The sequence below is a fragment of the Youngiibacter multivorans genome, from assembly GCF_017873395.1.
GTDB lineage: Bacteria > Bacillota > Clostridia > Clostridiales > Clostridiaceae > Youngiibacter > Youngiibacter multivorans.
In genome coordinates, this window is sequence record NZ_JAGGKC010000001.1 from 32,162 (window position 1) to 58,535 (window position 26,374).

Here is a 26,374-nt window from a genome sequence, read left to right on the forward strand (position 1 = left end):
ATGATAAAAGTCTATTTGATGATTTCTTTTGTTTCTGTTAATATAGTTATTGGTAATGGTGTGAAATTGTTTCGTTTATGAGGGGAGATATATTATGTCAACTTTAGTAATAGTAGGTGCTCAATGGGGAGACGAGGGCAAAGGAAAGATAACTGATTATCTTGCAGAAACTGCTGAAGTGGTTGTGAGATTTCAAGGTGGCAATAATGCTGGTCATACAGTTGAAGTAAATGACAAGAAGTACAAACTTCATCTGATACCTTCAGGAATATTATACGATGACAAGCTGAATGTAGTAGGAAATGGTGTGGCCTTTGATCCCAGAGCATTTTTTGAAGAAATTGAATACCTTGAGAATCTTGGAATAAAGATTGATAGCAGCAAATTGATAGTGAGCGACAGGGCTCAGCTTATAATGCCATATCATAAAGTTCTCGACCAGCTAAAGGAAAAGGCCAGAGGAAAGAATGACATTGGAACTACAGGAAAGGGTATCGGACCTTGCTATACTGACAAGTATGAGAGGTCAGGAATAAGAGTTTGCGACCTGATGCATGCTGAAAGCTTCAGAGAAAAGCTTGCGGACAGCCTGGCACAGAAGAATGAGTATATCGTTAAAGTTCTCGGTGGCGAAGCGCTTGATTTCGATACCATTTATAATGAATACATTTCATTGGCAGACAAACTCAGACCTTTCGTAAAGGATACCTCTGTAGTTGTATACAACGAGATCAGAAAGCAGAAGAGGGTGCTATTTGAAGGTGCACAGGGAATGCTGCTTGACATCGATTATGGAACATATCCGTTTGTAACATCATCGAATACCACTGCCGGAGGCGTTGCAAGCGGCGTAGGCATTGGTCCCAACATGATTGAGAAAGCAATTGGAGTTACCAAGGCGTACACTACCAGAGTAGGCAAGGGGCCATTCCCGACTGAACTTAATGATTCAACCGGAGAATGGATCAGAGAAAAAGGCTTTGAATACGGTACGACAACTGGAAGAAGCAGAAGATGTGGTTGGCTTGACCTGGTAATTGTAAAGACTTCAATGAGAGTATCGGGACTAACATCCCTTGTACTTACTAAGATAGATACGCTCGCCGGTCTTGAGACAGTCAAGGTTTGTACCGGGTACAAGCTGAGAGATGAAATCATCGACTATGTTCCCGCTAGCCTTGTTGACCTTGCTGAGTGTGAACCGGTGTATGAGGAGTTCGAGGGCTGGGACAATTCGGTTGAAAAGGCTACATCCATTGATGAAATGCATCCGAATGCAAGAAAATACATTGAAAGAATTGAGGAGCTCCTGGATATCAAAGTCTCGATTGTTTCTGTGGGACCTAGAAGAGACCAGACGTTCAAAAAATCATCCTTATGATCAATGCATAAAAACAAATAATAAATACAAGATGTGTAAAAATCCCGATTTCAACCGGGATTTTTTTCATTGCATTTGTGTTACTATACAATCACAGGAAGAGTCTAAATGCGGAGGTGGAATAATGTTTGAGTATGGATTGGCAACTATGATTATATTGCTTGCAGCTGCGTTCTTGAAATTAGCCTATACTCACATTAATTCGCTCCCGATAAAAGTAGAGAGCTACAAGGTTAATGAATACATGGCCTTGAAGGAAAAAGAGCGCTCAATAAAAAGGAATATATTGCTGTCAGACAGACCAATCCCCGAATACCTTGGAAATGATTTAAGCTATATAACTGAAAAGTTAAATCATTTCGATGAAAAGATCGAGGATCTGAAGAATCTTGCAGACGATAGTCTTTCTGCCCGTGGATACAGCAGAAGCCAGATATCCGCAATCAGAAATTTCGACAGGACAGATAAAATGAGAGAAGCAGCATCACCAGAAATGATAGGTGAGCTTACAATATGCAGAAAATACTCCAAATCAAAAGACAATACTGCTTTCAAGATAGTTGTTGATTTCTGCTGGAATGGTGCGCCACTAATTGACACAGGAGATTTTTATTCTGTAGAAGGAATTACCAGAAGCGGAAACGTGTATGTATCAGATGCTGTAACTTCACTGCATTACTGCGATTCTAACGGAAAGATGGTTAAATCACATAAAGCAGTTTGGAAGCCCGAAGAGACAATAAGAGGAATGGAAGTAGCATTCACAGCACCTGTGAAGAGAATATTCAAGATGGATACAGAATGGGAAGGATCTCTTAGAAAAGGAACAATCATGTACGAGGCTGTTGCAGACGGTAACATAAGAGAAGTAGATGCAATAGTAAAGTACAGCCATACTGGAAGCGAAATGACAGAGGGATTGGAGTACGCCTGGACAACTTCAGAAAAGTACGGAGATATGGCAATTAATCCTCTCTGCAACATAGGTGAACTTTATGGAAGCAGCATAGCTAAATGATAACTCCTCCAAATAAATCGGAAGGGCCAAAATGGAGCAGCATTTTGGTCCTTCAAATCAGTTTATATCAATATTGTAATTCTTCTTGGTTGATTCGATATAAAGCCTTTTAAGTTCATGTCTGTCGAGTATTTCGAGGATGTATATGGACTTTCTCAATGAATCCATGTAGTCCGGATATTTAAGGTGGTATTCTGCGATTCCCTTCCTATAATAGAGGAAAAAAAGATTCGAGAAGTCATTGGTTGATTTTCCCAATTCAATACCTTCAGCCGCATAGTTATAAACCTTTTTATGGTTATACAGATTGTGGTAATTGTAAGATAGATTGAAGTATATGATCAGCTTGAACTTAACTGGTACAAGCTCATACTTGTCAAATATTGACATCTTCTTAAGGATGAATTCCATGATTGAATTGCTAAGGGCATAATTTTCAGAATCCGATTCAAAAAGTGCAATCTGAAGAAGCATCCTCAGCTCAAGAAAGTTGTAATTAAACTTCTTGAAAGAGGAAATCGAAAAATCTGGATTATTGATTTTAAGTGTCTCAATGAGTGAGTTCTTTGAAGCAAATTTTGCCTGGCTGGAAGATTTCTTGTCATAGTAAACAAGAATAGAGTCTGAATAAGACAGCAGCATATCAAAATCTGAAAACTGAACTAGATTATCCATTGATGCACTGCCCTTAATGTCAAACAGATTGTCGCGAATGGAGTATAGCTTAGTTACATCATTGTAGGTTATCGCTTCATCTAGCTGCTCGTATAATGCAAGAATATTAGTTTCATTCTTGAAGTAAAATAACAATCCCATAAGATCGAATTTATAAACATGGGAAAGAATTTCAATAGTATCATATCTTGGTATTACAAGTCCGTTTTCCAGGTTAGTGAGCGTGTCTTCGTTAAGTCCAGATATTCTTCTTACATCAGATTGATTAAGTCCGAGATATTTTCTGATTTTTCTTAATTCAGCCCCGTATTTCTTCATATCATAGGTCGAAAACATACACACACCCCCAAAATCCAGATTCAAACCCAGAAAATATTTTTTTAAAATATGATAGTATTATAGCATAAATAAGAATCATTGGGGGATGACGTAATGAAGAAACTACTTAACAGGGTGATGCTACTTATTTCAGTGACTGCACTGACCGTTTCGGTATTATCATATAATCCTGTAGCACTAAAATCCATAGCAGGCAAGAATGATGATATACCAAGAATCTCGGGAGTTGAGCTCATCGCAGGCAAGAATGATGACATACCAAGAATTTCAGGAGCAGAGCTCATAGCAGGCAAGAATGATGACATACCAAGAATCTCGGGTGTAGAGCTCATAGCAGGCAAGAATGATGACATACCAAGAATCTCGGGTGTAGAGCTCATAGCAGGCAAGAATGATGACATACCAAGAATCTCGGGAGTAGAGCTCATTGCGGGCAAGAATGATGACATACCAAGAATTTCAGGAGTTGAGCTCATTGCAGGCAAGAATGATGACATACCGAGAATCTCGGGAGTAGAGCTAATTGCAGGCAAGAACGATGATATACCAAGAATTTCGGGTATTGTACTGGGAGCATAATTTGTGGACCCCGTTGCCAGGTACTACTGCCAAGGTCCTGGCACTCCAAATATAACTACTAAGGGACTGGGACATTGAGTCAATTGAACGATGATCCTGGACCCTATAGTAATTGCAACTCCAAATCCATATATAGACTGAAGGAAGCCCATGCTGTTACTCGCCTTGCAGCTGGGCTTCCTTATTTCGCTGAATTTATTTTTTTGTCTTTTTTTCCATTTCAATTCCTTCAAGGACAGAATGAGCAGATGACCATGCCCACTGCAGATTGTAGCCACCGCATGCTCCTATTACGTCAATTACCTCGCCGGTAAAGTACAAGCCAGGTAATTTTTTTGATTCGAGGAAATCAGTCAGCTCCCTGGTGTCAACACCTCCGTATGTGCCTTGTGCCATATTGAAGCCCTGTGTTCCGGTTACTGCAAATCTCCAGTCCTTCATTAAAGAAGATAACTTTGAAAAGCATGAATAATCTATTGCCATGGACGCACTTGAAGGCTTGTCAACGCCGCTTTCCTTCAACAGGGTAGAGATCATCTTTGAGTTTATAACGCCCTTTAGAAGGTCCAGGGCGCTTCGTGAGCCGAATATGGCAACCCTTTCTGAAATCATGGCCTTGACCTGTACTGAATCCATTTCAGGCATCATGTCCAGTCCTAGTGTAAGCTTCCTGCCCTCAGCAATCAGAGGTGCCGCGAATCTGGAAAGCTGTAATATTGGAGGACCTGAAATTCCGTAATCAGTGAACAGAAACTCGCCGAATTCAGTGTGAACCTTCTCCAACCCATCGTATAGGGTTCCGAAGCCATCAAATTTGATGCCGCTGAGAGCCTTAATATTGGGATAGTCCAGCTTTAGCTGTACAAGTGCCGGAACCGGCGCTAACACGTTGATTCCGAGGCTTCGAATAACTTTGTACATCGAGCCGTCTGACCCGGTAGAGGGCATTGAGGCACCGCCAGTGGCTATTACAAGCAGATCGCAGCCAAATGAGGAGGTATCGGTAACTACTGTGAATCCTGAGCCCTGTTGTATTGACTTGACCTTCTCATCAAGGTAAAGGGCAACGCCCTTCTCCTGAAGGGACATCCTCATGACATCCACAACCGATGATGCCTGAAGGGACATTGGATACATCTTCCCCTCCTCAAGAGTTATGAGCGGCAGCCCCAGGCTATAGAAATATGCCTCTGCTTCATCGCTTCCATACTTTTTAAGAGGAGGGTAAGTATAATCTCTATTATGTGACGAATACATTACAGGATTTCCCGCAAGGCTCGAATTATTCGATATGTTGCATCGGCCGTTTCCTGTAGTAAGCAGCTTTTTAAGTATCCTGTCCTTCGATTCAAGGATGGCTACATCATGGCCATAGTCTTTCAGCAGAAGTGAAAGATAAATGCCTGAAGCACCACCACCTATGATAATAATCTCGTGTCTGTTCATAACATACCTCTCATTCCAGGTTTCCCTGTATTGGATTAATCATAGCAAACTAAGGTGCAGGAGTAAACAAATGCAAATCTAGCAGCGACATGGCAAATGTCAGAAAAAGTTCACTAATATTCGATTCAGGAAATGTATAATAGAATCATATCGTTTAACCTATTTGGAAGGAAGTGGCGTAAATGGATGACAAGTGGTATGAGGCTGAGGACCTGCTCGAGTTCAAAAACTGGGTAGTTGCTGGAAATGTTATGGAACCCTACAAGTATGCTTTCAGGATAATGAATGCTCTGGTCAGGAATGGCTACAACGTGCATGGCCTTCATCCATTGGATATTCATGAGGATGTTGCCAGGAGCTTTTCTGAGATAAAGGACAGGATTGATGTACTTAACCTTTGTGTAAACCCTGAGAGAGGAATTGAAATAGTCAAAGATGCCAAAGCCCATGGAGTAGACAAGGTGCTGGCGCAGCCTGGTGCAAGAAGCAGAGAGATTGAGGAATACTGCAAGGAGAACGGTATGTCATATGTTGAAGGCTGCACTCTGGTAGAGCTTGGAAAGCTATAATTTCAGACCAAATTGTTTCTTAGGTTTTATAAAAAATCAGTTGACAGCATTCCTAAAATTGGGTATTATAGTCTTTGTCAGGTTAAGGCCTGTTAAACATGCGTGAAAAAAGTAAACATATTTATGACGCGGCCCCTTGGTCAAGCGGTCAAGACACCACCCTTTCACGGTGGTAACAGGGGTTCGATTCCCCTAGGGGTCACCATTTACTTTTTTTATTCTGGGAGCATAGCTCAGCTGGGAGAGCATCTGCCTTACAAGCAGAGGGTCACAGGTTCGATCCCTGTTGTTCCCACCATTTTCCTTAATATGGCCCAGTGGCTCAGATGGTTAGAGTGCCGGCCTGTCACGCCGGAGGTCGAGGGTTCGAGTCCCTTCTGGGTCGCCAATTTAATCTTCACAGCATAGCTGTGATTTTGCATGGGAGCATAGCTCAGCTGGGAGAGCATCTGCCTTACAAGCAGAGGGTCACAGGTTCGATCCCTGTTGTTCCCACCATTTTTCTTAATACGGCCCAGTGGCTCAGATGGTTAGAGTGCCGGCCTGTCACGCCGGAGGTCGAGGGTTCGAGTCCCTTCTGGGTCGCCATATGCTGGTGTGGCTCAATGGTAGAGCAGCTGACTTGTAATCAGCAGGTTGATGGTTCGATTCCGTTCACCAGCTCCACAAAAATACCGAAGCTTTATTGCTTTGGTATTTTTTTTTGTTCCCAGTTTGTATAGCCCTTATAAGAAGAAGTTTAGAGCCTCGGCAACCTAATAATCCACAAATATGTGCATAAGTGTGGATAACCTGTGACTAACTACGGAAAATTGTGGATAAGTCCATATGAAATTAGCCCAGATAGGTTAATGAAAACATTGACAGGACTGTTAGTACTGTATTTGGATATACTAAATAGTGTGTAGCAACTTACAATATACACAACATATTGTAAGAACTTGATAAATATAATGTAAACGAGTTGCAATACTAATACTATTTTTTTGGTTGTGGATAATATCTATTTTCAAAGATATTGAGAAGGACTCTGGAATTAGCCCAGAGCCCTTCTTTTTTCCGTATTAATCTTAATTCTTAGGTCATCTCCAGAAAACTTGTATAATGAGAAGTCTCCCATCAGCCTTGAAAAGATTCTTTCCTGATACTTTGATTTCAATCCGTCAATCGTCAGGTTTGTGGATATGAGCATCTTCTTCTTTCTAAGAAGCTTTGTGTTGATGAAGTTGAAAAGTTCTACCTTTGCAAATTCAGTAGTCAGCTCTGTACCCAGGTCGTCAATTATAAGTAAATCGCAGTTCATAAGGACATCCATGAGTTCATCATTGTCATTGAACTTTATGTCCTTGAGGTTCTGAATAAGTGAGTCTGATGTCCTGTAGACAACGAACCAGCCCTGATTGAGCAGTTCGCCAGCCATGCATGTCGAAAGGAAAGTCTTGCCGACACCAGGATTGCCATAAAAAAGCAAATTTTCCTCAGATGAATTAAAGTTCTTCATGTAGTCATATACCGACTCTAATATCGATTCTATGTTTTTTCTGGGACTAGGATCCTCACTGGAAGAATTGGAATAAAGATCAAGCCTGAAGTCCTTGAAGGAATATTTCCTGATCATATCGTTGAAGTCCGAGTTCTTATAATAAAGGTTCACGAGCTTCTGTTTATAGCAGTTGCACTTTGCGGTGCCAACATACCCGGTATCAAGGCATTTTCCGCATCTGTGCCTTATGCTGAGGTAGTCCGGAGTCAGCCCTCTCTCTACAAGAGCCTCCATCTTTTCTCCTCTGAGCTCAGTTATCTCAGATTTTAGCCTGTCGAATGTCTCCTCACGGTTATCCCTTTGCTTGAAATTCAACATCGCAAGCTCCAGACTGAGTTTGGCTATTCTTTTTTCTATGTCGACAACGCGGGGCATGTTCTGTTCTGCCCACCTTTTCCTTTCCTGAAGGGCGTCGCTCTCTTCTTGACGTATTTTTTCATACTCTTCCATTATCAGAGAATGGTATCCTCTTATCATTCTACTCCCTTCCCAGAAGCTTCTTCTCGAGCTCGCTGTAGTCATACTCTCTTTCTGTGAAATCTGGATTATCCTTCTTGCCAGTCTTACCCTTTGCCTTTGGCGGCTTTTTCCTTGAATCTACTTCATCTGGTGTCTTTATGTTCTCTTCATTCCATGACCTGAGTATCGCATCAATATACTTCATTTCACCTTTCCCGAGGTTATTGAAGCTGATATCGCATGCCTTTAGTATCATTTCTGTTGAGAAGGCATAGGCCGTGAACCATTTGTCCAGAAGGTCCTCCTGAGGCTTCATGATCTCAGCTTCCTTCATTCCCAGATAAGTAAGCACCTTTCTGTAGCTTGACCACTTGTCTTCATGCTTCCTGATGTTGCTTTGTGCAAGCGCGACTGTGTTGATGCCAAGAGAGTTCCAGTTAATGGCGACCTTCTCCATATATCTTAAGTCAGACACACCTCTGTTGAGACAATGCTGAACTAGCAGCATTACGACCTCTCCGGGGAATGAATACTCTGACTTAAAGGACAGGAAGGTATCCATTTCACGTGTGCTCAGCGGTCTGCCCATCATCGACTCGATTTCCACAAGCATTCCATCGGAATATTCCTTTTGGACATCTGGCTTAGCTGATGGCGATGCAGGTCCCTTAACGGCAATGTCACTATTTAGCTGTATGGATATGTTACCTGCGGCATCTATTGTCTTCATGCTTATGAGCTCTTTCTGGTTCCAGTACTCCAGCGCTTTCAGAACATCTGTCTCAAGAAGTCCCAATGTGTCCGCCAGAAAGGATGTGGTTACTCCTATCTCGCCTATCTGCATGTATCGTACAAGCATGATATATACCTTCACGTATTCTCCACGAGCTGCAGGCATGAACTCGTCGACAAATCTGGCACTTAATGGAACGATATTATAGTTTTCCTGTTTGAGCATGAGAGTAGTCATGAATATCTCCTAATTGGGATTTGTTCTCCCATAAATATGTTAAGGTCTGGGTAACGGATACGTCCTGCCAATTTCTCCTGGCAGCACTCTTGGATCGGATGACTGCAATGACAGAAGCTTCATAACCGTGTTTTCATCATCATCAAGGGCAAACTGAAATGCCTGATAGTGAATCGGGAAAAAAAGTCCTCCACTCATACCCTTAAACATCCTGTAGGCGTCGTCAGGGCTTGAATGCATATAGCTCAATGATTCAGGAAGGTAGTTTCCAACAGGAAGGAATGCGATTGAACATTCATTGCCATCCAATACGTCCGTATAGGCGGTATCTCCCATTACTATTATGCGTTCTTCACCATATATTATTTCATAGCCGTTGGTGGGCTTACCGGTTCCTTTATAATATCTTCTGCCGTCATGGGCAAGCTCGATTGCCCTTATAGTAACCGGACCATGATTGTAGGTCTCCTCATGCTTCAGCTCAGTTACGTTCCTGAAGCCTGTTGAAATTAAATTTGCACCGTATCCCGGGGGTACTATGATCCTGGGATTGCCTTCAAACCTTTTAAGCGACTTTAAGCTGTAATGGTCCATGTGCTCATGAGATATCAGTATGAGATCGGTCCTCATATGATTACGGGAATCAAGTATGTACTTCCTTCTGAAAAATCCGAAGCTGTTCTCAAAGACAGGATCAGTTATGATCCTGACTCCGCGAATATTCATAGATACGGTCGAATGCCCGAGCCAGTTGAATGAGGTTTCTTCAAGCGGTTCAGGTACGATTACCTTTCTTTGCTTCAAAAGCATGCTCAGGTTCAATTTAATCAGATTATAAAGGAATCTGTTTCTGTTTTCCATTGGTTCCTCTTTCATTTTAAGTTGGGTCAGATAAAAAAGTAGACCGGGCATTTAGAATATGCCGGTCATTGAATCTTTTCAAACTCTCCGGCAATCTCCTCTTGTGTCAATCCAAGAGACCCTGCCAGCATAAGCATGTCTTCCAGGAGATTTTCATAACTGTCTGTTGTTGGAGACATGAACAGTTCGTTTACGTTGATAAATAGATTTATAAGCTGGGTAGTGATATCTACATCACTGCCTTTCGGTTCCCAGGAATCCATGGTTGAGCCTGTTTCCTTACCAAGGAAAAGCACGTATTCAAGTGATAGCGTGAAATAGTGAATTATTTCTTGCCTGGTTGCACCTTTCTGAAGCGCTTCCGAAGACGTGGTCATAGTCGCTCCTGATAGTGCCCCGAGCAGAGTCAGAAGCTTAAGGTATGACTTCTTCCTGGCGTTTCCTGGTTTAGCATATGATGTTATGGCATCGCTTTGGATGCCGCTGGATTCGGAAAGAAACTTCTTAAGATCCATTTCACTACCTCCAAGCGTCCAGCTTAGTTGTGAAAAAATGACTTCATATTATATTGGGATCTACAAGTTCAAAAACGGTATAGACCGATTCCTTTTTGAAGTTCAGATTTTTCCATAGCTCAAATCTATCCACCCTGAACAGCTTATCGTCCCCGGACTTGAGAACAGGTTCGACTTTATCAAGCTCCTTTGACCGTTCTCCAGAAAACAGGATCAGCTGAGCTGTGTTATCTACGGATTCCTCAGGTCTTACCTTGAAGCCGTGAAGACCAAGCATGGTGTTGAATTTTCTGGAAATTCTCTTGAGGTAGCCAAAATTGACAACCTCCAGGCCTATGGTCTTGTTCTCCTCATCAAAAACAAGATTGCCTTTGACGTCGATCTTAAAATACCTCATTGCCTTGATCATGTCCTTAAGGATCGGTTCAAGCTTTGCAGGATCCGGATCTTCGATGACTTCCATGATCACGCCATAATAGGAGGTCTTTTTTTGGGGCCTTAGTTTTTTTACCAGATTCCGGGTTGCATTCTCTATGATTTTTCCGGAGTTGCGGTCAAGCAGTGCGACAAGATAATACTTCATAAACGGGGATCATTGCAACATGTGCAGGATCCCTTCACCTCGCTTCCAAGAATGTCGTCGTGATTATAATTTCTTCATAACTTTAATGTAAAATCCATTTGGCGGCGTTTCGAAAGCTGTAGGCTCCGATTTCTATGCCAGTAGAATAATTATAGCATAAATCGCAGATAAAGAGGATTCATTCGGTTCTTGACAGGCTCGTGGGCTATGTTTAGAAGGTACAATTCATATGAGTGCAAAATGAATTTTTTACAGCGCTACTTTATGCTATAATATAGTGGTTATAAAAAATGGGCTGACCATATACATAGGTCGGGTTGAGTGAGTTTTCAGCAACAAATAATGGATATGCGGGCTTTATAAGCAATGATTGAATATGAGGGTGGAAAAAATGGAGAAACTTGTTGTCAGAGGTGGCAAGAGCCTATATGGGGAGATTGACACCAGCGGTGCAAAAAATGCCGCTGTAGCTATACTTCCTGCAACTATAATGGCATCAGAAGGTGTGTGCGAAATAGAAAACATACCAGATATTGACGATGTCAATTGTCTTGAGAGGATTATCGGGTCACTTGGCTGCAAGATAAACAGAAGCGGAAGCAGTGTCACAGTTGACGCCAGAGGAGACATTAGGAAAGTTGCAGACACTGAAGATGTAAGAAAGATGAGAGCATCCTATTACCTTATTGGGGCTTTGCTTGGCAGGTTCAAGGAAGCAAGGGTGGAGCTTCCGGGCGGCTGCGCTATCGGAGTAAGGCCTATAGACCAGCATATTAAGGGCTTTGAGGCACTTGGAGCAACTGTCAAGATGGAGCACGGGTCAATATATGCTGTCGCTGACAGGCTCATAGGAGCTAACATATACTTTGATGTTGTGTCCGTTGGAGCGACAATCAATGTCATGCTTGCTGCGTCACTTGCTGAAGGGCAGACTATTCTTGAAAACTCAGCGAGAGAGCCCCACGTGGTTGATGTAGCCAACTTCATGAATACAATGGGAGCTGACATCAAGGGAGCCGGTACTGATGTCATCAGGATAAATGGAGTAAAGTCCCTAAAGGGATGCTCATACAGCGTTATTCCTGACCAGATTGAAGCGGGAACATACATGATTGCAACTGCCGCTTGCGGTGGTGAAGTGAAGATAATGAATGTCATACCGAAGCATCTGGAATCAATATCTGCAAAGCTTATTGAGATGGGAGTATCCATAAAGGAATATGACGACTACGTAGTCGTAACATCTGACAGGTCCAAGCTAAAGGCTATCAACATAAAGACCATGCCATACCCGGGATTCCCGACTGATGTCCAGCAGCCTATGAGCGCACTCATGTGCATTGCCAAGGGCAGGAGCATCATAAACGAGAACATCTGGGAATCAAGGTTCAAGCATGTTGATGAGCTCAAGAAGATGGGTGCCAGCATCATGGTGGAAAGCAGGACGGCAATCATCGAAGGCGTTGAGAAGCTGACAGGCGCAGTAGTAAGGGCAACTGACCTTAGAGCTGGCGCGGCTATGGTCATAGCAGCACTCATGGCAGAAGGAAAGAGCGAAGTGCTGGACATAGAGCATATAGACAGAGGCTACCCTCACATCGAGGATAAATTCAGGAAGCTGGGAGCCGACATAACCAGAGAGAAGTGCTAGGAGTGTTAGAATGATATTTTGCTCCCTATATAGCGGAAGCAGTGGAAACAGCATATTCACCGGGTCTGAAAAGACCAAGGTCCTGATTGATGCAGGACTGACCGGAAAGAGCATAATAAGTGCACTTGAGAACATAGGGGAAAACCCTGCTGAACTGAAGGGCATTCTGGTAACTCATGAACATGTTGACCATATCAAGGCAATAGGGATATTGTCACGACGATTCAACATACCCGTATATGCCAATGCAAAGACATGGCAGGCCATGCAGTCATGTATAGGGAATGTCAGCGAGTCGAACATCAGGGTCTTCGACAGGTCATTCATTATAGGAGACCTTGAAGTTTCAACCTTCAGAGTTCCGCATGATGCAGCCGCATGTGTGGGATATACGATCAGCGACGGGAAAAAATCGGTCAGCGTCGCTACTGATATCGGCGTTTTCACTGAAGAAATCAGGCTTGGAGTAAAGGACTCAGACCTGATACTTCTTGAAAGCAACCATGATATCGAGATGGTAAAGTTCGGACCTTACCCGTATCCGTTGAAACGGAGAATACTTGGCGAGCTGGGACATCTTTCAAATGTTGATTCTGGCCTGGCGGCACTGGAACTTCTCAGGTCCGGTAAAAAGAAGATAGTGCTGGGGCATTTGTCAGGAACCAACAATGTTCCTGAACTGGCATACAAGACTGTCGAGAATATCCTGATTGAAGGTGGTCTGACTCTGGGAGCGGATGTTGACCTTTCTCTGGCCAGCAGAATAAGGCCTTCAAGCTATAGCGAGGTGTAAAGTGAAGGAAATATTCTGTTGCATAGACCATTCAGATATTGCCATTGATGACTTTGTTAATGAGAATGAAACATTTCCAATAATGGAAATTTCAGAAGCAAACAAGTGCGGTTATTGCATGAGTGCTGCTGCATACGTGCTTAAATTGCCGGCAGACCATAATATTATGGAAGCTGGAAACCAAAATAGAAGTAATGATCAAGGAGAGATTGACTAAATGAGCTTATACAAAGATTGGAACGACATGGTAGTAGATTTTGTACAGACAAAAGGTGAGAAGGCATTCTGGGATGTGTATTCTGACATTGAGAAGAGGATATACGAGGAAATCCTGACAAAAGGCAGTGAGAAATTCACCTATACAATGAAAGGACTTGCTGAGAAGATAGACACAACAGTAGAGTTTGCAATGGGGTTTACAGACGGAATCAATGATTCTTTAAGGAATACTCTGAATCTTGAAGAGCTGGGTGCAGAAGATGAAGTTGAGCTGGATATTGACTTTGAGAAGCTTTATTTCAACATGCTCGATGCGAAAGCAGAGTATCTGTACACAATCAGCGCGTGGGAGAATCTTCTGAGTGATGAAAAGCGCGAAGATATAAAGAAAACATGGAAGAATTCCAGAACAGTTAAAAATGAGGTTAAGATTGGAAGGAATGACCCATGTCCATGTGGAAGCGACAAGAAATATAAGAAGTGCTGCGGAAAGGCATCGTAATATTGCTGAAGCGAAACCCCGGTGATTCCGGGGTTTCATCATTAATATTGTATATCAAAAATATACAAATCAAGTTTTACGTGATGTGTAGTTGAATATTTGAAAAGAATACTGACTTGACTAGAAAATTACTGAAGATATCTCTAAAAACTGAAAATTTCATTAAATTATCCGAAATGAAACCATTTTATGTGGCAATAATATTAATATGAATATGATGCGGGGAGATGACCTCTTTGCAAAAATGGCCAGATTGGCATTAATGAGTTGGCTTAAGAGGGGTGAACCCTGTATGAAGAAACGGTTTGTTCTCATGGCAGCAGTCATGTCTCTATTCCTTTCATCCTGTGCACTTGGAGATTCAGTAAGCCTCCTGGAGGTAAAACAGAAGACATTTAAGGATTCTTCCGGAAGCTTTTCTGTTGAAGCTACGACAAAATGGAGTGAAGACAGTTCGCTGCATGAGGAGTCAAGGCTTTCGCTGGCAAATGTTGATGAAAGTGCTTATTTCATTGCACTTCTAGACCATAAGTCTGGATTTTCAAGTGAGATGACACTCAAGCTATACTCAGAGTTGGCGGGGGAAGCTACCTCTGAAGGACTTCAGGATGCGGTAACCGATGGAATGGAGAACATAACAGTAAACGGCCTGGAAGGCTATGGCTTTACTATAACAGGGACCATAGAAGGCGTAAGGATTACATACATGTTCGTTATTCTGGAGGATGATGAGAATTTCATTCAGCTGGTTGTCTGGAGCAGCGAGAAAATGGTGGGCGAAAATAGGCAGGAGTATATGAAGATTCTGTCATCATTTGAAAGGATAGAGTAGTTGTTGGAAATCAGGATATTGTCAGTTGGCAAACTGAAGGAAAAATACCTATCTTCTGCACAGGAGAGCCTGTTGACAGAAATTTCAAAAAGACACAGGGTCAGGCTTGTTGAAATCAAAGACGAAAAGACAATTGATGGAGCAGGCACGAAGGAAGAGGAACGAGTCAGGAATATTGAGGGTCAGAGGATACTATCGACAATAAAGGAAAAGGGCAGAGTAATCGTCCTTGATGTCAGCGGAAAAGCAGTAAGCTCAGACTATTGGTCTAAGAAAATCAGAGAATCTGACGATGAAAAGGGACTGCTCTACCTGATCATTGGTGGCAGCCTTGGAATCTCAACGGATGTGCTGAAGCTCTCAGATGAGAGGGTAAGCTTTTCCAGGATGACATATCCGCATCAGCTTTTCAGGATCATGCTTCTGCATGAGATTGCAGCAGCTTCAAAATAGTAGAAATGAAGTTTATCAGAGTGAAAAAATCAGAAGTATAAAAGAGGTAAATTGATGAGAAGAAAAAAGAGACTTGCCCATGCATCCCACGGAAGTACGCTTGAAGGACTTGACCTCCTTGTTTATATCCTTATTTCCGTGTTTTACATGGAGCTGATATTAAGATTCAACACTTCAGAGAAGTTCGTATCTATCGGCCTTGTGTACTCACTTCTTTTTTCATTGTCACTTAGCGCAGGAGTTTATCTGCTTGCGACTCTGTTCAGGGATAAGGCAAGAAATTTCATAACCTCATTCGCACTAATCGCACTGGGGCTTTTATTTTCTTCCCAGCTCATATACTTCAAGTTCTTCAAGACATTCTATACGGTATATTCCGCAGGGAATGGAGCCACTGTCATGGAATTCATGAATGACATAATCACTCAGGTAATAAGAAATATTCCCTGGCTGATTGCGATATTCATACCTGCCATCGCATATATAGCTTTTTTCAGGACGAAAATAAGCTCATACAGGATATCTGGAGTGGAAAGGGCTGTGATTGCAACTCTGATTGTCATTCCTCATATACTTGCCCTTGGAGGGATATATATCGGTGACAAGGAACAGAACTCTGCATATGATGTTTACTTCAAGACAAATTACCCGATTGCATCGGTTGACAATCTTGGTCTGTTTACAACAATGAGGCTTGATCTGAAAAGAACGATCTTTGGATTCGATCCCGTTATCGATGTACCTATAGTAGAGGTTCCTGCCAAGGAAAATGAGCCGGGACCAACTGGCCCTACAACTCAGACACCAACTGAGGAGCCAGTGAAGCCAGTCGAATACAATGTTATGGATATTAATTTTGATGACCTAATTGCAGGAGCAGGTAGCGATACAGTCAAGAAGATGCACCAGTATTTTTCCACACTGGAGCCAACTGCAAAGAATGACTATACTGGAATGTTCGAAGGTTACAATCTTATACTTATAACTGCAGAAGGCTTCTCGAAGTATGCGGTTGACAAGGATGTCACCCCGACGCTCTACAAGATGCAGACCGAAGGATTCAACTTTACCAACTTCTACAATCCTATTTGGGGAGTATCCACATCAGATGGAGAGTATGTTGCAACCACGAGTCTGATTCCAAAAAGCGGTGTCTGGAGCTATTACAAATCAGGAAGCATATACATGCCATTTGGAATGGGAAATATGCTGTCTCAGTACGGATACTCAACAAGGGCATACCACAACCACACCTATACTTACTACAAGAGAAACATTTCCCATCCGAACATGGGCTATGATTACAAGGGTGTCGGAAATGGACTTGATGTAAGGAAGACATGGCCGGAGTCAGACATCGAGATGATGGAGAAAACAGTTGATGAATTCATAAACGATGAGAAGTTCCACACCTATTACATGACTGTAAGCGGACACATGATGTATACATTTGACGGTAACTTCATTGCAAAAAAGAACAAGAGCCTGGTAGATAGCCTCCCTTATAACTCAAGCGGCAAAGCTTATATGGCAACTCAGATAGAGCTTGATAAGGCAATGGAGTATCTTCTTAAGAGGCTTGAAGAGGCAGGAGTTGCAGACAAGACTCTTATAGCTATAAGTGCGGACCACTATCCTTACGGACTTGAAGAGAATGACCTGAACAATCTGGCAGGACATACAGTAGAGAAGAACTTTGAGCTCTATTCAAGCAGCTTCATACTATATGCAAAGGGAATGAAACCAGAGACGATAGACAGGCCGGTATCGAGCCTTGACATCATTCCGACTATAAACAACCTTATGGGAAATAAGTATGACTCAAGACTTCTCATGGGTATTGATGCTTTCTCGGACACACCTCCGCTTGTAATATTCTCTAACAGGAGCTTCATATCAGACAAGGGAAGGTACAATTCGACTACGAAGGTTTTCACACCAAATGATGGAGTAACAGTCGAAGAGGACTACAGGAAGAACATCTCAGCTCTGATAGACAGGAAGTTCACGTATTCCGCCCTGATCCTGGACACAGACTATTATGCGAAGGTCCTGAAATAACAGAAATCAGGAGGTATTTAAGAGGCGGGCTTCTTAAGTACCTCCTGTTCATTTGTTCAAGAACCGGATGATCGATGAACATTGACCACACTAGTGATAAGCAAATATAGCTGCAGCAATAAGCCACCTTGTCAGACAACAAGGTGGCTTAGGTCGTTTAATTAGTTACATTGCCTTCCTGAAAAGCTCTATTACCTGCTCGAGCGTTGCAAGTCTCGGGTTAGTCAGCTGACATGCGTCAAGCTTGGCGTTCTTCGCCATTACTTCGAAGTCCACTTCCTTTACATTGAGCTTTGATAGTCCGTCAGGGATACCAACAGCCTTGGACAAGGTCTTTATGGCTTCAATAGCGACCTGGCCGGCATCATTGACTGAAAGTCCATCTACACACTCACCCATTGCAACTGCTATGTCCCTGAACCTGTCTGCCTTGGCAAGAAGGTTGAACTGCGATACTACAGGAAGAAGTATTGCGTTGCAGACTCCATGAGGAAGATTGTAGAAGCCGCCCAGCTGATGAGCCATAGCATGTACATAACCAAGGCTGGCATTGTTGAATGCCATACCTGCAAGGAACTGAGCATAGGCCATCTTCTCTCTTGAGACCATGTCGGTTCCATTAGCTACAGCCTTAGGCAAATACTCTGCGACAAGCTTGATTGCCATGAGGGCTGCTGAGTCAGTAAGTGGATTCGCTATAGTCGAAACATATGCCTCGACTGCATGCGTAAGTGCGTCCATACCTGTTGCTGCAGTAAGTGAAGGAGGCATTCCTGCCATGAGTTCAGGATCATTTATGGATACCTTGGCTGTTACTCTCCAGTCGATAATAGCCATCTTTACTTTTCGGGAAGTATCGGTGATTATACAGAAGCGTGTCATCTCTGAAGCAGTACCAGCAGTAGTATTTAATGCAACATATGGTACAAATTCGTTCTTGGATACATCAACGCCTTCATAGTCCTTTATGTTGCCGCCGTTTGACGCAAGTAGACCGACCCCCTTGGCGCAATCATGTGATGATCCTCCGCCTAGGGATACAAGTGAATCGCATTTGTGCTTTTTCCATGCCTTCAATCCAGCTGCAACATTCAGGTCTGTCGGGTTTGGCTCTGCTCCGTCAAATATGACTGCTTCAAGCCCGGATGCCTCGATAATGCCTTTAACCCTGTCGGCCATTCCGAACTTTGCCAGCATTGCATCCGTGACTATGAGGACTTTCTTTCCTCCGAGTACCTTAATCTTTTCACCGACTTCGTTGACTGTTCCAGCTCCGATAAGATTGACTGTTGGGATGAAATACGCGCTTACTGCCATGCTTCTACCTTCCTTTCAAATAAGTTTTATTGGAATAACAGTTACATGAAGAATATAACATGATGTAAACGTAAACAGAAGATGGGAAAAGCATATATATTCAAGTAGGTCAGTTAAAAAAATGTCTATATGCATAAATATGCTATATATTACAATAAAAACGCAAATATATGCATAAGAATTTATAGCCTGACCAATATAATGGAAAAGGAGTATCTGTTGCGCTGCAAAATTTCACTTCAAGCTTTTGTTAATCAAAAAATAAACAGATAAGTGTGCATCTGATTGGCTGTTTTAAGCCATTTTCGAAATCCGTGTAATACCATTAAGCGTATATTTAGAATATTTGAATATTTAAGCAATAAAAAAGCTGTGGTTAACATAGATTGTTCCATTACCGGACAAATTAATTTGTGGTTGTAAAGTCTATTTTCGCGAAAATGTGCCAATATATGACATAAAATAGCGAGAAAACTGGATTCAACTAGAATTGTCGCAATTATCAGCAATCAGTTTATCAAAGGCGTGTTTAGAGTGTATCAAAGAAGAACAAAAAACAACATCCGACACTTTAGCGCCGAATGTTGTTTTTGTTCCATTATGGATCAATTCTTGAAGCTGTGAACCGGGGCAGGTATCCTGCCTCCACGATTTATGAAATCTGCGCTGGAGAATTTACTTACAGCCATTACTGGTGCGGTGCCCAGAAGTCCGCCGAATTCTACTGAATCGCCGACTTCCTTTCCGTAGACAGGGATTATCCTGACACCTGTGGTCTTGTTGTTTATAACACCAATGGCGGCTTCATCAGCGATTATGCCGGATATCGTCTCAGCAGGAGTATCTCCGGGAACCGCGATCATGTCAAGTCCAACCGAGCATACGCATGTCATCGCTTCTAGCTTGTCAAGCGACAGAGCTCCTGTCACAACAGCCTCTATCATGCCTTCATCCTCACTTACAGGTATGAAAGCTCCACTAAGGCCTCCGACATGGTTTGCTGCCATGATTCCACCTTTTTTAACAGCATCATTAAGAAGTGCCAGAGCTGCGGTCGTTCCATGACAACCGGTTCGCTCAAGTCCCATTTCTTCGAAGATCCTGGCGACGCTGTCGCCGACAGCAGGAGTCGGAGCGAGGGAGAGGTCCACTATTCCGAACGGGAATCCGAGGCGTCTTGATGCCTCAGTTGCTATTAGCTGGCCCATCCTTGTTATCTTGAAGGAGGTCTTCTTGACAGTCTCTGCAAGGACATCAAAGCTTGCTCCATGGACCGACTCAAGTGCCTTCTTGACGACTCCAGGTCCGCTGATTCCCACATTTATTACGCATTCGGCTTCACCGACACCGTGGAAGGAGCCTGCCATGAATGGATTATCCTCCACTGCATTGGCAAAGACTACAAACTTTGCACATCCTATGCTATCGTTATCCTTCGTGAGATAAGCTGTCTTCTTTATAATATGGCCAAGGTCACGTACAGCATCCATGTTAATTCCACTCTTGGTGCAGCCTACATTGACCGATGAACATACCTTGCCAGTAGAAGCAAGAGCTTCCGGTATGGAGTTCAGGAGTATCCTGTCGCCCTTTGTGTAGCCTTTTTGAACCAAAGCGGAAAATCCACCAATGAAATTAACGCCTAAGGTATCGGCAGCTCTGTCGAGAATCTTGGCGTACTCAACATAATCAGTGTCATCTGAAGCCTGGGCAATAAGGGATATGGGAGTGACTGATATCCTCTTGTTGATTATCGGAATTCCATATTCCAGCTCAAGGTCTTCTCCGACAGATACGAGCTTCTCAGCATATCTTGTTATCTTGTCGTATATCTTCTGTCTTGATTTCTTTCCGTCACTGTCACTGCAGTCAAGGAGGGAAATACCCATAGTTATGGTACGGATATCGAGCTTTTCCTGCTCGATCATGTTAATGGTCTCCATTATGTTCTGGTAGTTTATCATAAGATTGCCCTCCGGTGTTAAAGCTTGTGCATTGAGTTGAATATGTCCTCATGCTGGATCTTTACAGTAACGCCAAGCGTTTCTCCGGCAGCATCCAGAGATGATTTAAGTACCTTGTAGTCCGTTGACATACCTTCCAGGTCTACGAACATTATCATGGTGAAGTAAGACTCCACTCTGGTCTGGATAATATCAAGGACATTTACATTGCAGTCCTTTAGAACGGATGTTATACCATGTATGATTCCGACCCTGTCTTTTCCGATTACAGTTATGAACGCTTTCATCTTTTTCCCCCTCGATTCATTAGTAAAAAAATAAGACCCAATCCACGATTCGGTCTACGATAATGAGATGGGAATGAAAGGCGACTTTAAGCTGCCTTTAGTTCCATCATCCTCTGTCCTTTTACCTGAGAGTTTCGCCATAGGCTTTCCCCTTCGGTGCTCACTGAGTCTCTCCAGAGGCTCGTCCGACTACGGTCTGAATTATCCCGCAGCCATCAACCGAACTATTGATTTATATGGAATTATAGCATATCAAAGAGTACAGGGCAAACACGAAATCAGGCAGACTGTGTTCCCTGACATAAACAAAATGGAGAATCAACTATAGGTTTTATGATCCATAAAGTTGACAAGACAGCTGTATATGCTACAATTATAACCAGACTGTTCACAAACTGTTAATTTCTTATGAGGTGATAAAATGAAAACAAGTGACAAAGTGTACAAAATGACAATTGCAGCCCTTCTTTGCGCCATAGGAATCATAATCCCAATGTATTCCCCAATCAAAATATTACTTGAGCCAGCTTCTTTCACTCTGGCAAGCCATGTGGCTACGATGATCGCAATGTTCATATCTCCTGCAACAGCAGTAGCCGTAGCCATAGGAACGACTCTTGGTTTCTTCATCGGAGGATTTCCGATAGTTGTCGTGCTGAGGGCTGGAACACATCTGGTATGGGCATTGATAGGTTCAAGCATAATAAAGAACAGAAGGAACATAATGGATGGTACTGCTTCAAGGGCTGGATTATCTCTGCTCATTGCTATCATACATGCCATCAGTGAAATGCTCGTTGTAATGCCCTTTTACTTTGGGAACGGAATGTCACAGGCCTACTATGCAAAAGGATTCATTGTTTCCATAGTACTCCTCGTTGGAGTAGGGACATTTGTTCACAGCCTCGTTGACTTCGCCATAGCGTCATTCATATGGAAGCCACTTGCAAAGACTACAAAAGTCTCACAGCTGCAGGGATAGTTATAAAGGCACTCGGAAGAGTGCCTTTTTTGGAAAATATATTATTGAGATATTCTGCATCTACTTTTTAATGCTGTGATCGAATGAATCCAGGTAAACTCGGGCGGACCTGTTCATCTCCAGTGAAAAATCAGACATGTACTTTCTCCTGCAGAGTGCCCTTACAGATTCAGTGATATCCTTGTCCGGGAATCCTGATCTTATGTTAAGGTCTTCCTGCATGGATTTGTGCTCATCAACTGAAAGCCTGCGATAGCTGTTCTGGTGGACAATATGTTCTACGGAGAAGCGTTCAGGCTTTTTTCTTCTTAACTGTGATTCACTTGGATACCCATACACAACCATTGCAGCTGGAATCACATATTCAGGGAGTCCGAGTATTTCCCTTACATCTTCGCAGTTCTCTATGATGTCTCCAATATAACAAGAGCCAAGACCAAGTGAATTGGCTGCAACAACCGTATTCTGGGCTGCAACAATCGCATCAGCGCATGCAAGGAGAATGTCACCAGTACCTGGCCTTCTTGGCTCACATCCTTCATATCCAAACGCATCGAACCATCTCTGCCAGTCTGCAAGAAAGACGAGTACTAGTGGTGCATCGGCTATGAAGGGCTGATTATCGCAGGTTACTGATAGTTTCTTCTTTTTCTCGGTATCAGTGACATCTATTATTGTATATAGCATCATGGCTCCGGCAGTAGGTGCTTCCAGCGCTGACTTTATGATTTCGTTCCTTATCTCAAATTGGACCTCTTTTTTCTCAAAGATCCTGCATGACTTTCTTTCTCGCAGCTGCTTGATCACTTCGTTCATGATGCCCTCCAGTTAATCTGAAATACGTTGTACTACCAACAATTATAGCATAATTGTTGTATAATCATTTTAATGAAAGTCCTTAAAGGGAGGCGTGTTTATGGCTATGCACGAAAGAGTAGGAAGCGGATTGCGGGGATTTGACAGAGTCATAGATGATATGCGCCTGGGGGACAATGTTGTCTGGCAGGTCGATTCGATAGATGACTACAGGAACGTTGCCGTGCCATTTGCTGAAAATGCGTTGTCTGAAGGAAGAAAGCTCATATACTTCAGGTTTGGAATGCATGAACCCATTCTGAGTGATTCCCTGTTTACAAGAAAATATGAAATTGATTCGAAGAAGGGATTTGAAAGCTTCGCTTCGGAGATCAGGAAACTCATTGAGAAAGAGGGCCTGAAAGCCCTGTATGTTTTTGACTGCCTTACAGACCTTCTTGAATTCTGGCATTCGGACCTGATGATCGCAAACTTTTTCAAGGTTACATGCCCATTCCTGTATGACCTGGAAACGATAGCCTATTTCGCAATAATGAGGAATTCCCACACATACAGCACCATAGCCGGAATAAGGGAGACAACTCAGCTTCTGCTTGATCTGTACAATGTCGGTGGAAGAAGGTACATACACCCGCTTAAGGTGTGGCAGAGATATTCTCCTACCATGTTCTTCCCGCATCTTGTAGAGGGAGATGAGGCCTCAAGCATTACCTCAAGCATGGAGGTGGCGGAGCTTTTCTCAAGCCTCGACAGGGGAAAGGACAAGCTTGACCATTGGCAGATAATGCTAGGGAAAGCCGGAGATACTTTGACCAAGGACAAGATGGCCCAGGAGGATATCAAGAGGGAGCTCATGTCCACCATAATTGGCGGCGGGCAAAGGATGTTCGACCTATGCGATCGCTACTTCACGCTAGCAGACATACTTGCTGTGGCATCGAGGGAGATCGGGACAGGGTTCATTGGCGGAAAGAGCGTCGGTATGCTAGTAGCAAGAAAAATACTTGAGAAGGATGCCGGTGAGAAATTTTCAAGGTATTTGGAGCCTCACGACTCTTTTTATCTTGGCTCAGACATATTCTATACCTACATTGTGCAGAATGGCTGGTGGAGCCTGAGAACAAGGCAGAAGACAAAGGATGGCTATTTTTCGCTTGCACCTGAGCTGAAGGAGAAGCTTCTTAAGGGTAAATTCCCTTCGATCATAAAGGAACAGTTCTACCAGATGCTGGAATACTACGGGCAGTCTCCGATAATTGTCAGGTCCAGTTCGCTACAGGAAGACAATTTCGGGAATGCGTTCGCTGGAAAGTACGATAGTGTATTCTGTGCGAATCAGGGTACTCCTGAAGAGAGATATGAGGCATTGGAGCAGGCGATAAGGACTGTATACGCCAGCACCATGAGCGATGACGCACTGAACTACAGGCTGAACAGAGGCTTATCGGAAAGCGATGAGCAGATGGCGATTCTGGTCCAGAGGGTTTCGGGTGATTATCATGGACCAAACTTCTATCCACACCTTGCTGGTGTAGGAAACTCAACGAACCTTTATGTCTGGGACAAGGACATCGACACCACGGCAGGCATGCTCAGGATGGTCTTCGGACTCGGTACCAGGGCAGTTGAAAGAAGCGTAGGTGATTACGCTCATGTTGTATGCCTTGATAATCCAATGAGGACACCGCATATAGGCTACGGTGATGAAAAGAAGTTCTCCCAGCATTATGCGGATGTCATTTCCATAGTGGAAAACAACCTGCTCACAAGAAACGTGGACGAGCTGGTCAGCGGTGAAATAGGTACTGACAGGAGCCTGTTCGCAAGCATTGATTTCAGAAGCGAGGAGTACCTGAAGGAAAGAGGATATTCGCTAAAGTATCGTCCGATAATCATGGATTTCAAAAAGCTTCTATCTGAAACAGAATTCCCAAGCCTTATGAGAAACATGCTCGAGCTCATATCCAGGGTGTATGAATACCCTGTGGACATTGAATTCACAGTAAACTTCACTAAGGACGGCAGGTTCAAGGTAAACCTCGTACAGTGCAGGCCTCTCCAGACAAGAGGACTTGGAACTCCTGTTGAAATGCCGAAGCCAGGTGACTGTGAAAATTGCCTGATCAGGTCGAAAGGCAATTTCATGGGTGGAAATGTGAGGCTTCCTCTTGATTACACCATACTCGTGAAGACAAAAGAATACCTGAAGCTTGATGAGCAGGGCAAGTATGAGGTGGCGCGAACTATCGGAAAGCTCAATGAGAGCCTGAAGGGCTATGGCGTGATGCTTGTCGGACCGGGAAGATGGGGGACTACTACTCCGACACTTGGAGTACCGGTACATTTTACAGAGATAGCCAACATGGCTGTAATTTGCGAGGTATCTTCCGCAGAATCAGGATTGATGCCTGAGCTTTCGTTCGGCAGCCATTTCTTCCAGGACCTTGTAGAGACAGGGATATTCTATGCTGCCATATTTGACGGGAAAAGTGATGTAACATACAACCCCCTGCTGATAATGATGAAGAAGAACCGCCTGAACAATTTAATTGCCGGAGCTGACCACCTCTCTGATGTCATACATGTCGCAATGACTGAAGGCATGGAGATATTTGCAGATATTGTAAGCCAGACTCTGGTATGCAGATAGGCAGGATTTTAGGGGAAAACTGGCCAATTAACAAACTTCTAAATTTGCAAATCAGCATAACCATTGTATAATTGACAGGCAAAGCAAAGGAGAAGATAACAGATGAGATTTGTCGTAGATACACATACACATACTATTGCAAGCGGGCATGCTTACAGTACGATTCAGGAAATGGCGAAAGGTGCAGCAGATAAAGGAATTGAGATGATGGCTGTGACCGAACATGGCCCGGAACTTCCGGGAGCACCAGGCTTCCTTTATTTCCATAACCTTAAGATCCTGCCACCTACAATACATGGGGTAAGGATAATTAAGGGCGTCGAAGCCAACATCATGGATTTCGACGGAACTATAGACCTGCCGGAAAGATTCCTAAGTAAGCTTGATTTCTGCATGGCAGGATATCATGAGCCCTGTCTTAAGCCAAGTAAGGTCCATGACCATACGAAGGGAATGATAAAGGCTCTTTCAAATCCATTAATAGATGCTGTATCACATCCAGGGAATCCCAAGTACCAGGTGGATATCGAGGAAGTCGTTCTTGCAGCCAAAGAGCATGGAAAGCTGATCGAGATCAACAACCATTCCTTCGCTGTAAGGACCGGAAGCGAGGAGAACTGCAGGCAGTTTGCAATACTTTGCAAAAAGCATGGGGTAAGGATAGTTACTGGAAGCGATGCGCACTTCAGTGACAGTGTAGGAGAGTTTGGGAAAGTATACAAGCTTCTCGAGGAGGTCGATTTTCCTGAGGAGCTTATCCTGAATACCTCGGTCCAGAAGGTCGATGCTTATATCAAAGAGAGGATTGAGAGGATACACAGTCACACCGAGACAATTTTGTTCTGATATTCGGACGTTCGAAAGAACGTCTTTTTTTACATGGAATTTCAGGAGAAATTGAAGAAGCAG

25 protein-coding genes, 6 tRNA genes and 1 riboswitch are annotated in these 26,374 nt (G+C 43.2%); of the genes, 20 read left to right on the plus strand and 11 right to left on the minus strand.

What is annotated here, in order from left to right; all coding sequences use genetic code 11:
* Window positions 1-94 precede the first annotated feature (94 nt).
* The gene (locus tag J2Z34_RS00180) at window positions 95-1,381 is read left to right on the plus strand and encodes an adenylosuccinate synthase (RefSeq protein ID WP_209457823.1); all 1,287 of its coding nucleotides are present in this window, start codon (window positions 95-97) and stop codon (window positions 1,379-1,381) included.
* A 124-nt stretch (window positions 1,382-1,505) separates the two neighbouring features.
* Entirely contained in the window at window positions 1,506-2,399 is an 894-nt protein-coding gene (locus J2Z34_RS00185) for a hypothetical protein (RefSeq protein WP_209457824.1), read from the plus strand.
* 57 nt (window positions 2,400-2,456) lie between these two features.
* Here J2Z34_RS00185 and J2Z34_RS00190 read toward each other — a convergent pair whose 3' ends face one another.
* The gene (locus J2Z34_RS00190) at window positions 2,457-3,410 is read right to left on the minus strand and encodes a helix-turn-helix domain-containing protein (protein ID WP_209457825.1); all 954 of its coding nucleotides are present in this window, start codon (window positions 3,408-3,410) and stop codon (window positions 2,457-2,459) included.
* A 96-nt stretch (window positions 3,411-3,506) separates the two neighbouring features.
* Here J2Z34_RS00190 and J2Z34_RS00195 point away from each other — a divergent pair, with 96 nt between their 5' ends.
* A complete protein-coding gene (locus J2Z34_RS00195) occupies window positions 3,507-3,992 on the plus strand; it encodes a hypothetical protein (RefSeq protein ID WP_209457826.1) in 486 nt (161 codons plus the stop codon).
* Window positions 3,993-4,187: 195 nt separating this feature from the next.
* Here J2Z34_RS00195 and J2Z34_RS00200 read toward each other — a convergent pair whose 3' ends face one another.
* Entirely contained in the window at window positions 4,188-5,438 is a 1,251-nt protein-coding gene (locus J2Z34_RS00200) for an aminoacetone oxidase family FAD-binding enzyme (protein ID WP_209457827.1), read from the minus strand.
* A 182-nt stretch (window positions 5,439-5,620) separates the two neighbouring features.
* Here J2Z34_RS00200 and J2Z34_RS00205 point away from each other — a divergent pair, with 182 nt between their 5' ends.
* From J2Z34_RS00205 to J2Z34_RS00235, 7 genes are all read left to right on the plus strand, one after another.
* Window positions 5,621-6,007 (plus strand): CoA-binding protein, encoded by a 387-nt coding sequence (locus J2Z34_RS00205; RefSeq protein ID WP_209457828.1) that lies wholly within the window; start codon window positions 5,621-5,623, stop codon window positions 6,005-6,007.
* 130 nt (window positions 6,008-6,137) lie between these two features.
* A tRNA-Glu gene (locus tag J2Z34_RS00210) sits at window positions 6,138-6,212 on the plus strand.
* Window positions 6,213-6,229: 17 nt separating this feature from the next.
* Window positions 6,230-6,305, plus strand: a tRNA-Val gene (locus J2Z34_RS00215).
* A gap of 13 nt (window positions 6,306-6,318) precedes the next feature.
* Window positions 6,319-6,395 (plus strand) — tRNA-Asp (locus J2Z34_RS00220).
* A 34-nt stretch (window positions 6,396-6,429) separates the two neighbouring features.
* A tRNA-Val gene (locus tag J2Z34_RS00225) sits at window positions 6,430-6,505 on the plus strand.
* A 13-nt stretch (window positions 6,506-6,518) separates the two neighbouring features.
* Window positions 6,519-6,595, plus strand: a tRNA-Asp gene (locus tag J2Z34_RS00230).
* A gap of 3 nt (window positions 6,596-6,598) precedes the next feature.
* Window positions 6,599-6,673 (plus strand) — tRNA-Thr (locus J2Z34_RS00235).
* A 370-nt stretch (window positions 6,674-7,043) separates the two neighbouring features.
* On the opposite strand, the gene J2Z34_RS00240 is transcribed toward J2Z34_RS00235, so the two are convergent.
* The 5 genes from J2Z34_RS00240 to J2Z34_RS00260 form a co-directional block, all read right to left on the minus strand.
* Entirely contained in the window at window positions 7,044-8,072 is a 1,029-nt protein-coding gene (locus J2Z34_RS00240; protein ID WP_245250445.1) for an ATP-binding protein, read from the minus strand.
* Window positions 8,029-8,979: a DnaD domain protein gene (locus J2Z34_RS00245; protein WP_209457829.1), complete on the minus strand. Its 951-nt coding sequence runs from the start codon at window positions 8,977-8,979 to the stop codon at window positions 8,029-8,031. Before J2Z34_RS00245 ends, J2Z34_RS00240 begins: the two co-directional genes overlap by 44 nt.
* A gap of 39 nt (window positions 8,980-9,018) precedes the next feature.
* Window positions 9,019-9,840 (minus strand): MBL fold metallo-hydrolase, encoded by an 822-nt coding sequence (locus tag J2Z34_RS00250; RefSeq protein WP_209457830.1) that lies wholly within the window; start codon window positions 9,838-9,840, stop codon window positions 9,019-9,021.
* A 65-nt stretch (window positions 9,841-9,905) separates the two neighbouring features.
* The gene (locus tag J2Z34_RS00255; RefSeq protein ID WP_209457831.1) at window positions 9,906-10,355 is read right to left on the minus strand and encodes a hypothetical protein; all 450 of its coding nucleotides are present in this window, start codon (window positions 10,353-10,355) and stop codon (window positions 9,906-9,908) included.
* A gap of 43 nt (window positions 10,356-10,398) precedes the next feature.
* Window positions 10,399-10,938, minus strand: a complete 540-nt coding sequence (locus J2Z34_RS00260; RefSeq protein WP_209457832.1) for a hypothetical protein — start codon at window positions 10,936-10,938, stop codon at window positions 10,399-10,401.
* A 391-nt stretch (window positions 10,939-11,329) separates the two neighbouring features.
* On the opposite strand from J2Z34_RS00260, the gene J2Z34_RS00265 reads away from it, so the two are divergent.
* The 7 genes from J2Z34_RS00265 to J2Z34_RS00295 all read left to right on the plus strand — a co-directional run bounded on the left by J2Z34_RS00265 (window position 11,330) and on the right by J2Z34_RS00295 (window position 17,449).
* Window positions 11,330-12,589 carry a UDP-N-acetylglucosamine 1-carboxyvinyltransferase gene (locus J2Z34_RS00265; protein WP_209457833.1) on the plus strand — a complete coding sequence of 420 codons (1,260 nt, stop codon included), beginning with the start codon at window positions 11,330-11,332 and terminating at the stop codon, window positions 12,587-12,589.
* Window positions 12,590-12,599: 10 nt separating this feature from the next.
* Window positions 12,600-13,382, plus strand: coding sequence for an MBL fold metallo-hydrolase (locus J2Z34_RS00270; protein WP_209457834.1), 783 nt, complete (start codon window positions 12,600-12,602; stop codon window positions 13,380-13,382).
* Between the two features lies 1 nt (window position 13,383).
* The gene (locus tag J2Z34_RS00275) at window positions 13,384-13,599 is read left to right on the plus strand and encodes a CxxH/CxxC protein (protein WP_209457835.1); all 216 of its coding nucleotides are present in this window, start codon (window positions 13,384-13,386) and stop codon (window positions 13,597-13,599) included.
* Window positions 13,600-14,103: an SEC-C metal-binding domain-containing protein gene (locus tag J2Z34_RS00280; RefSeq protein ID WP_209457836.1), complete on the plus strand. Its 504-nt coding sequence runs from the start codon at window positions 13,600-13,602 to the stop codon at window positions 14,101-14,103.
* Between the two features lie 292 nt (window positions 14,104-14,395).
* Window positions 14,396-14,935, plus strand: a complete 540-nt coding sequence (locus tag J2Z34_RS00285) for a globin family protein (protein ID WP_209457837.1) — start codon at window positions 14,396-14,398, stop codon at window positions 14,933-14,935.
* A gap of 3 nt (window positions 14,936-14,938) precedes the next feature.
* A complete protein-coding gene (locus J2Z34_RS00290) occupies window positions 14,939-15,388 on the plus strand; it encodes a 23S rRNA (pseudouridine(1915)-N(3))-methyltransferase RlmH (protein WP_209457838.1) in 450 nt (149 codons plus the stop codon).
* 54 nt (window positions 15,389-15,442) lie between these two features.
* Window positions 15,443-17,449, plus strand: a complete 2,007-nt coding sequence (locus J2Z34_RS00295) for an LTA synthase family protein (RefSeq protein WP_209457839.1) — start codon at window positions 15,443-15,445, stop codon at window positions 17,447-17,449.
* Between the two features lie 165 nt (window positions 17,450-17,614).
* On the opposite strand, the gene J2Z34_RS00300 is transcribed toward J2Z34_RS00295, so the two are convergent.
* The 3 genes from J2Z34_RS00300 to J2Z34_RS00310 form a co-directional block, all read right to left on the minus strand.
* Complete coding sequence (locus tag J2Z34_RS00300) at window positions 17,615-18,766, minus strand: iron-containing alcohol dehydrogenase (RefSeq protein WP_209457840.1); 1,152 nt, start codon at window positions 18,764-18,766, stop codon at window positions 17,615-17,617.
* Window positions 18,767-19,371: 605 nt separating this feature from the next.
* Window positions 19,372-20,730 carry a PFL family protein gene (locus J2Z34_RS00305; RefSeq protein WP_209457841.1) on the minus strand — a complete coding sequence of 453 codons (1,359 nt, stop codon included), beginning with the start codon at window positions 20,728-20,730 and terminating at the stop codon, window positions 19,372-19,374.
* Window positions 20,731-20,747: 17 nt separating this feature from the next.
* Complete coding sequence (locus J2Z34_RS00310) at window positions 20,748-21,017, minus strand: ACT domain-containing protein (protein WP_209457842.1); 270 nt, start codon at window positions 21,015-21,017, stop codon at window positions 20,748-20,750.
* Between the two features lie 103 nt (window positions 21,018-21,120).
* Window positions 21,121-21,204, minus strand: a riboswitch (glycine riboswitch).
* A 234-nt stretch (window positions 21,205-21,438) separates the two neighbouring features.
* Here J2Z34_RS00310 and J2Z34_RS00315 point away from each other — a divergent pair.
* Complete coding sequence (locus J2Z34_RS00315) at window positions 21,439-21,999, plus strand: hypothetical protein (RefSeq protein WP_209457843.1); 561 nt, start codon at window positions 21,439-21,441, stop codon at window positions 21,997-21,999.
* A 60-nt stretch (window positions 22,000-22,059) separates the two neighbouring features.
* On the opposite strand, the gene J2Z34_RS00320 is transcribed toward J2Z34_RS00315, so the two are convergent.
* Window positions 22,060-22,815, minus strand: coding sequence for a nitroreductase family protein (locus J2Z34_RS00320; protein WP_209457844.1), 756 nt, complete (start codon window positions 22,813-22,815; stop codon window positions 22,060-22,062).
* Between the two features lie 100 nt (window positions 22,816-22,915).
* Between J2Z34_RS00320 and J2Z34_RS00325 the strand changes: the two genes are divergently transcribed.
* The gene (locus J2Z34_RS00325) at window positions 22,916-25,465 is read left to right on the plus strand and encodes a PEP/pyruvate-binding domain-containing protein (protein WP_209457845.1); all 2,550 of its coding nucleotides are present in this window, start codon (window positions 22,916-22,918) and stop codon (window positions 25,463-25,465) included.
* 102 nt (window positions 25,466-25,567) lie between these two features.
* Window positions 25,568-26,311, plus strand: a complete 744-nt coding sequence (locus J2Z34_RS00330) for a phosphatase (protein ID WP_209457846.1) — start codon at window positions 25,568-25,570, stop codon at window positions 26,309-26,311.
* The last annotated feature ends 63 nt before the right edge of the window (window positions 26,312-26,374 follow it).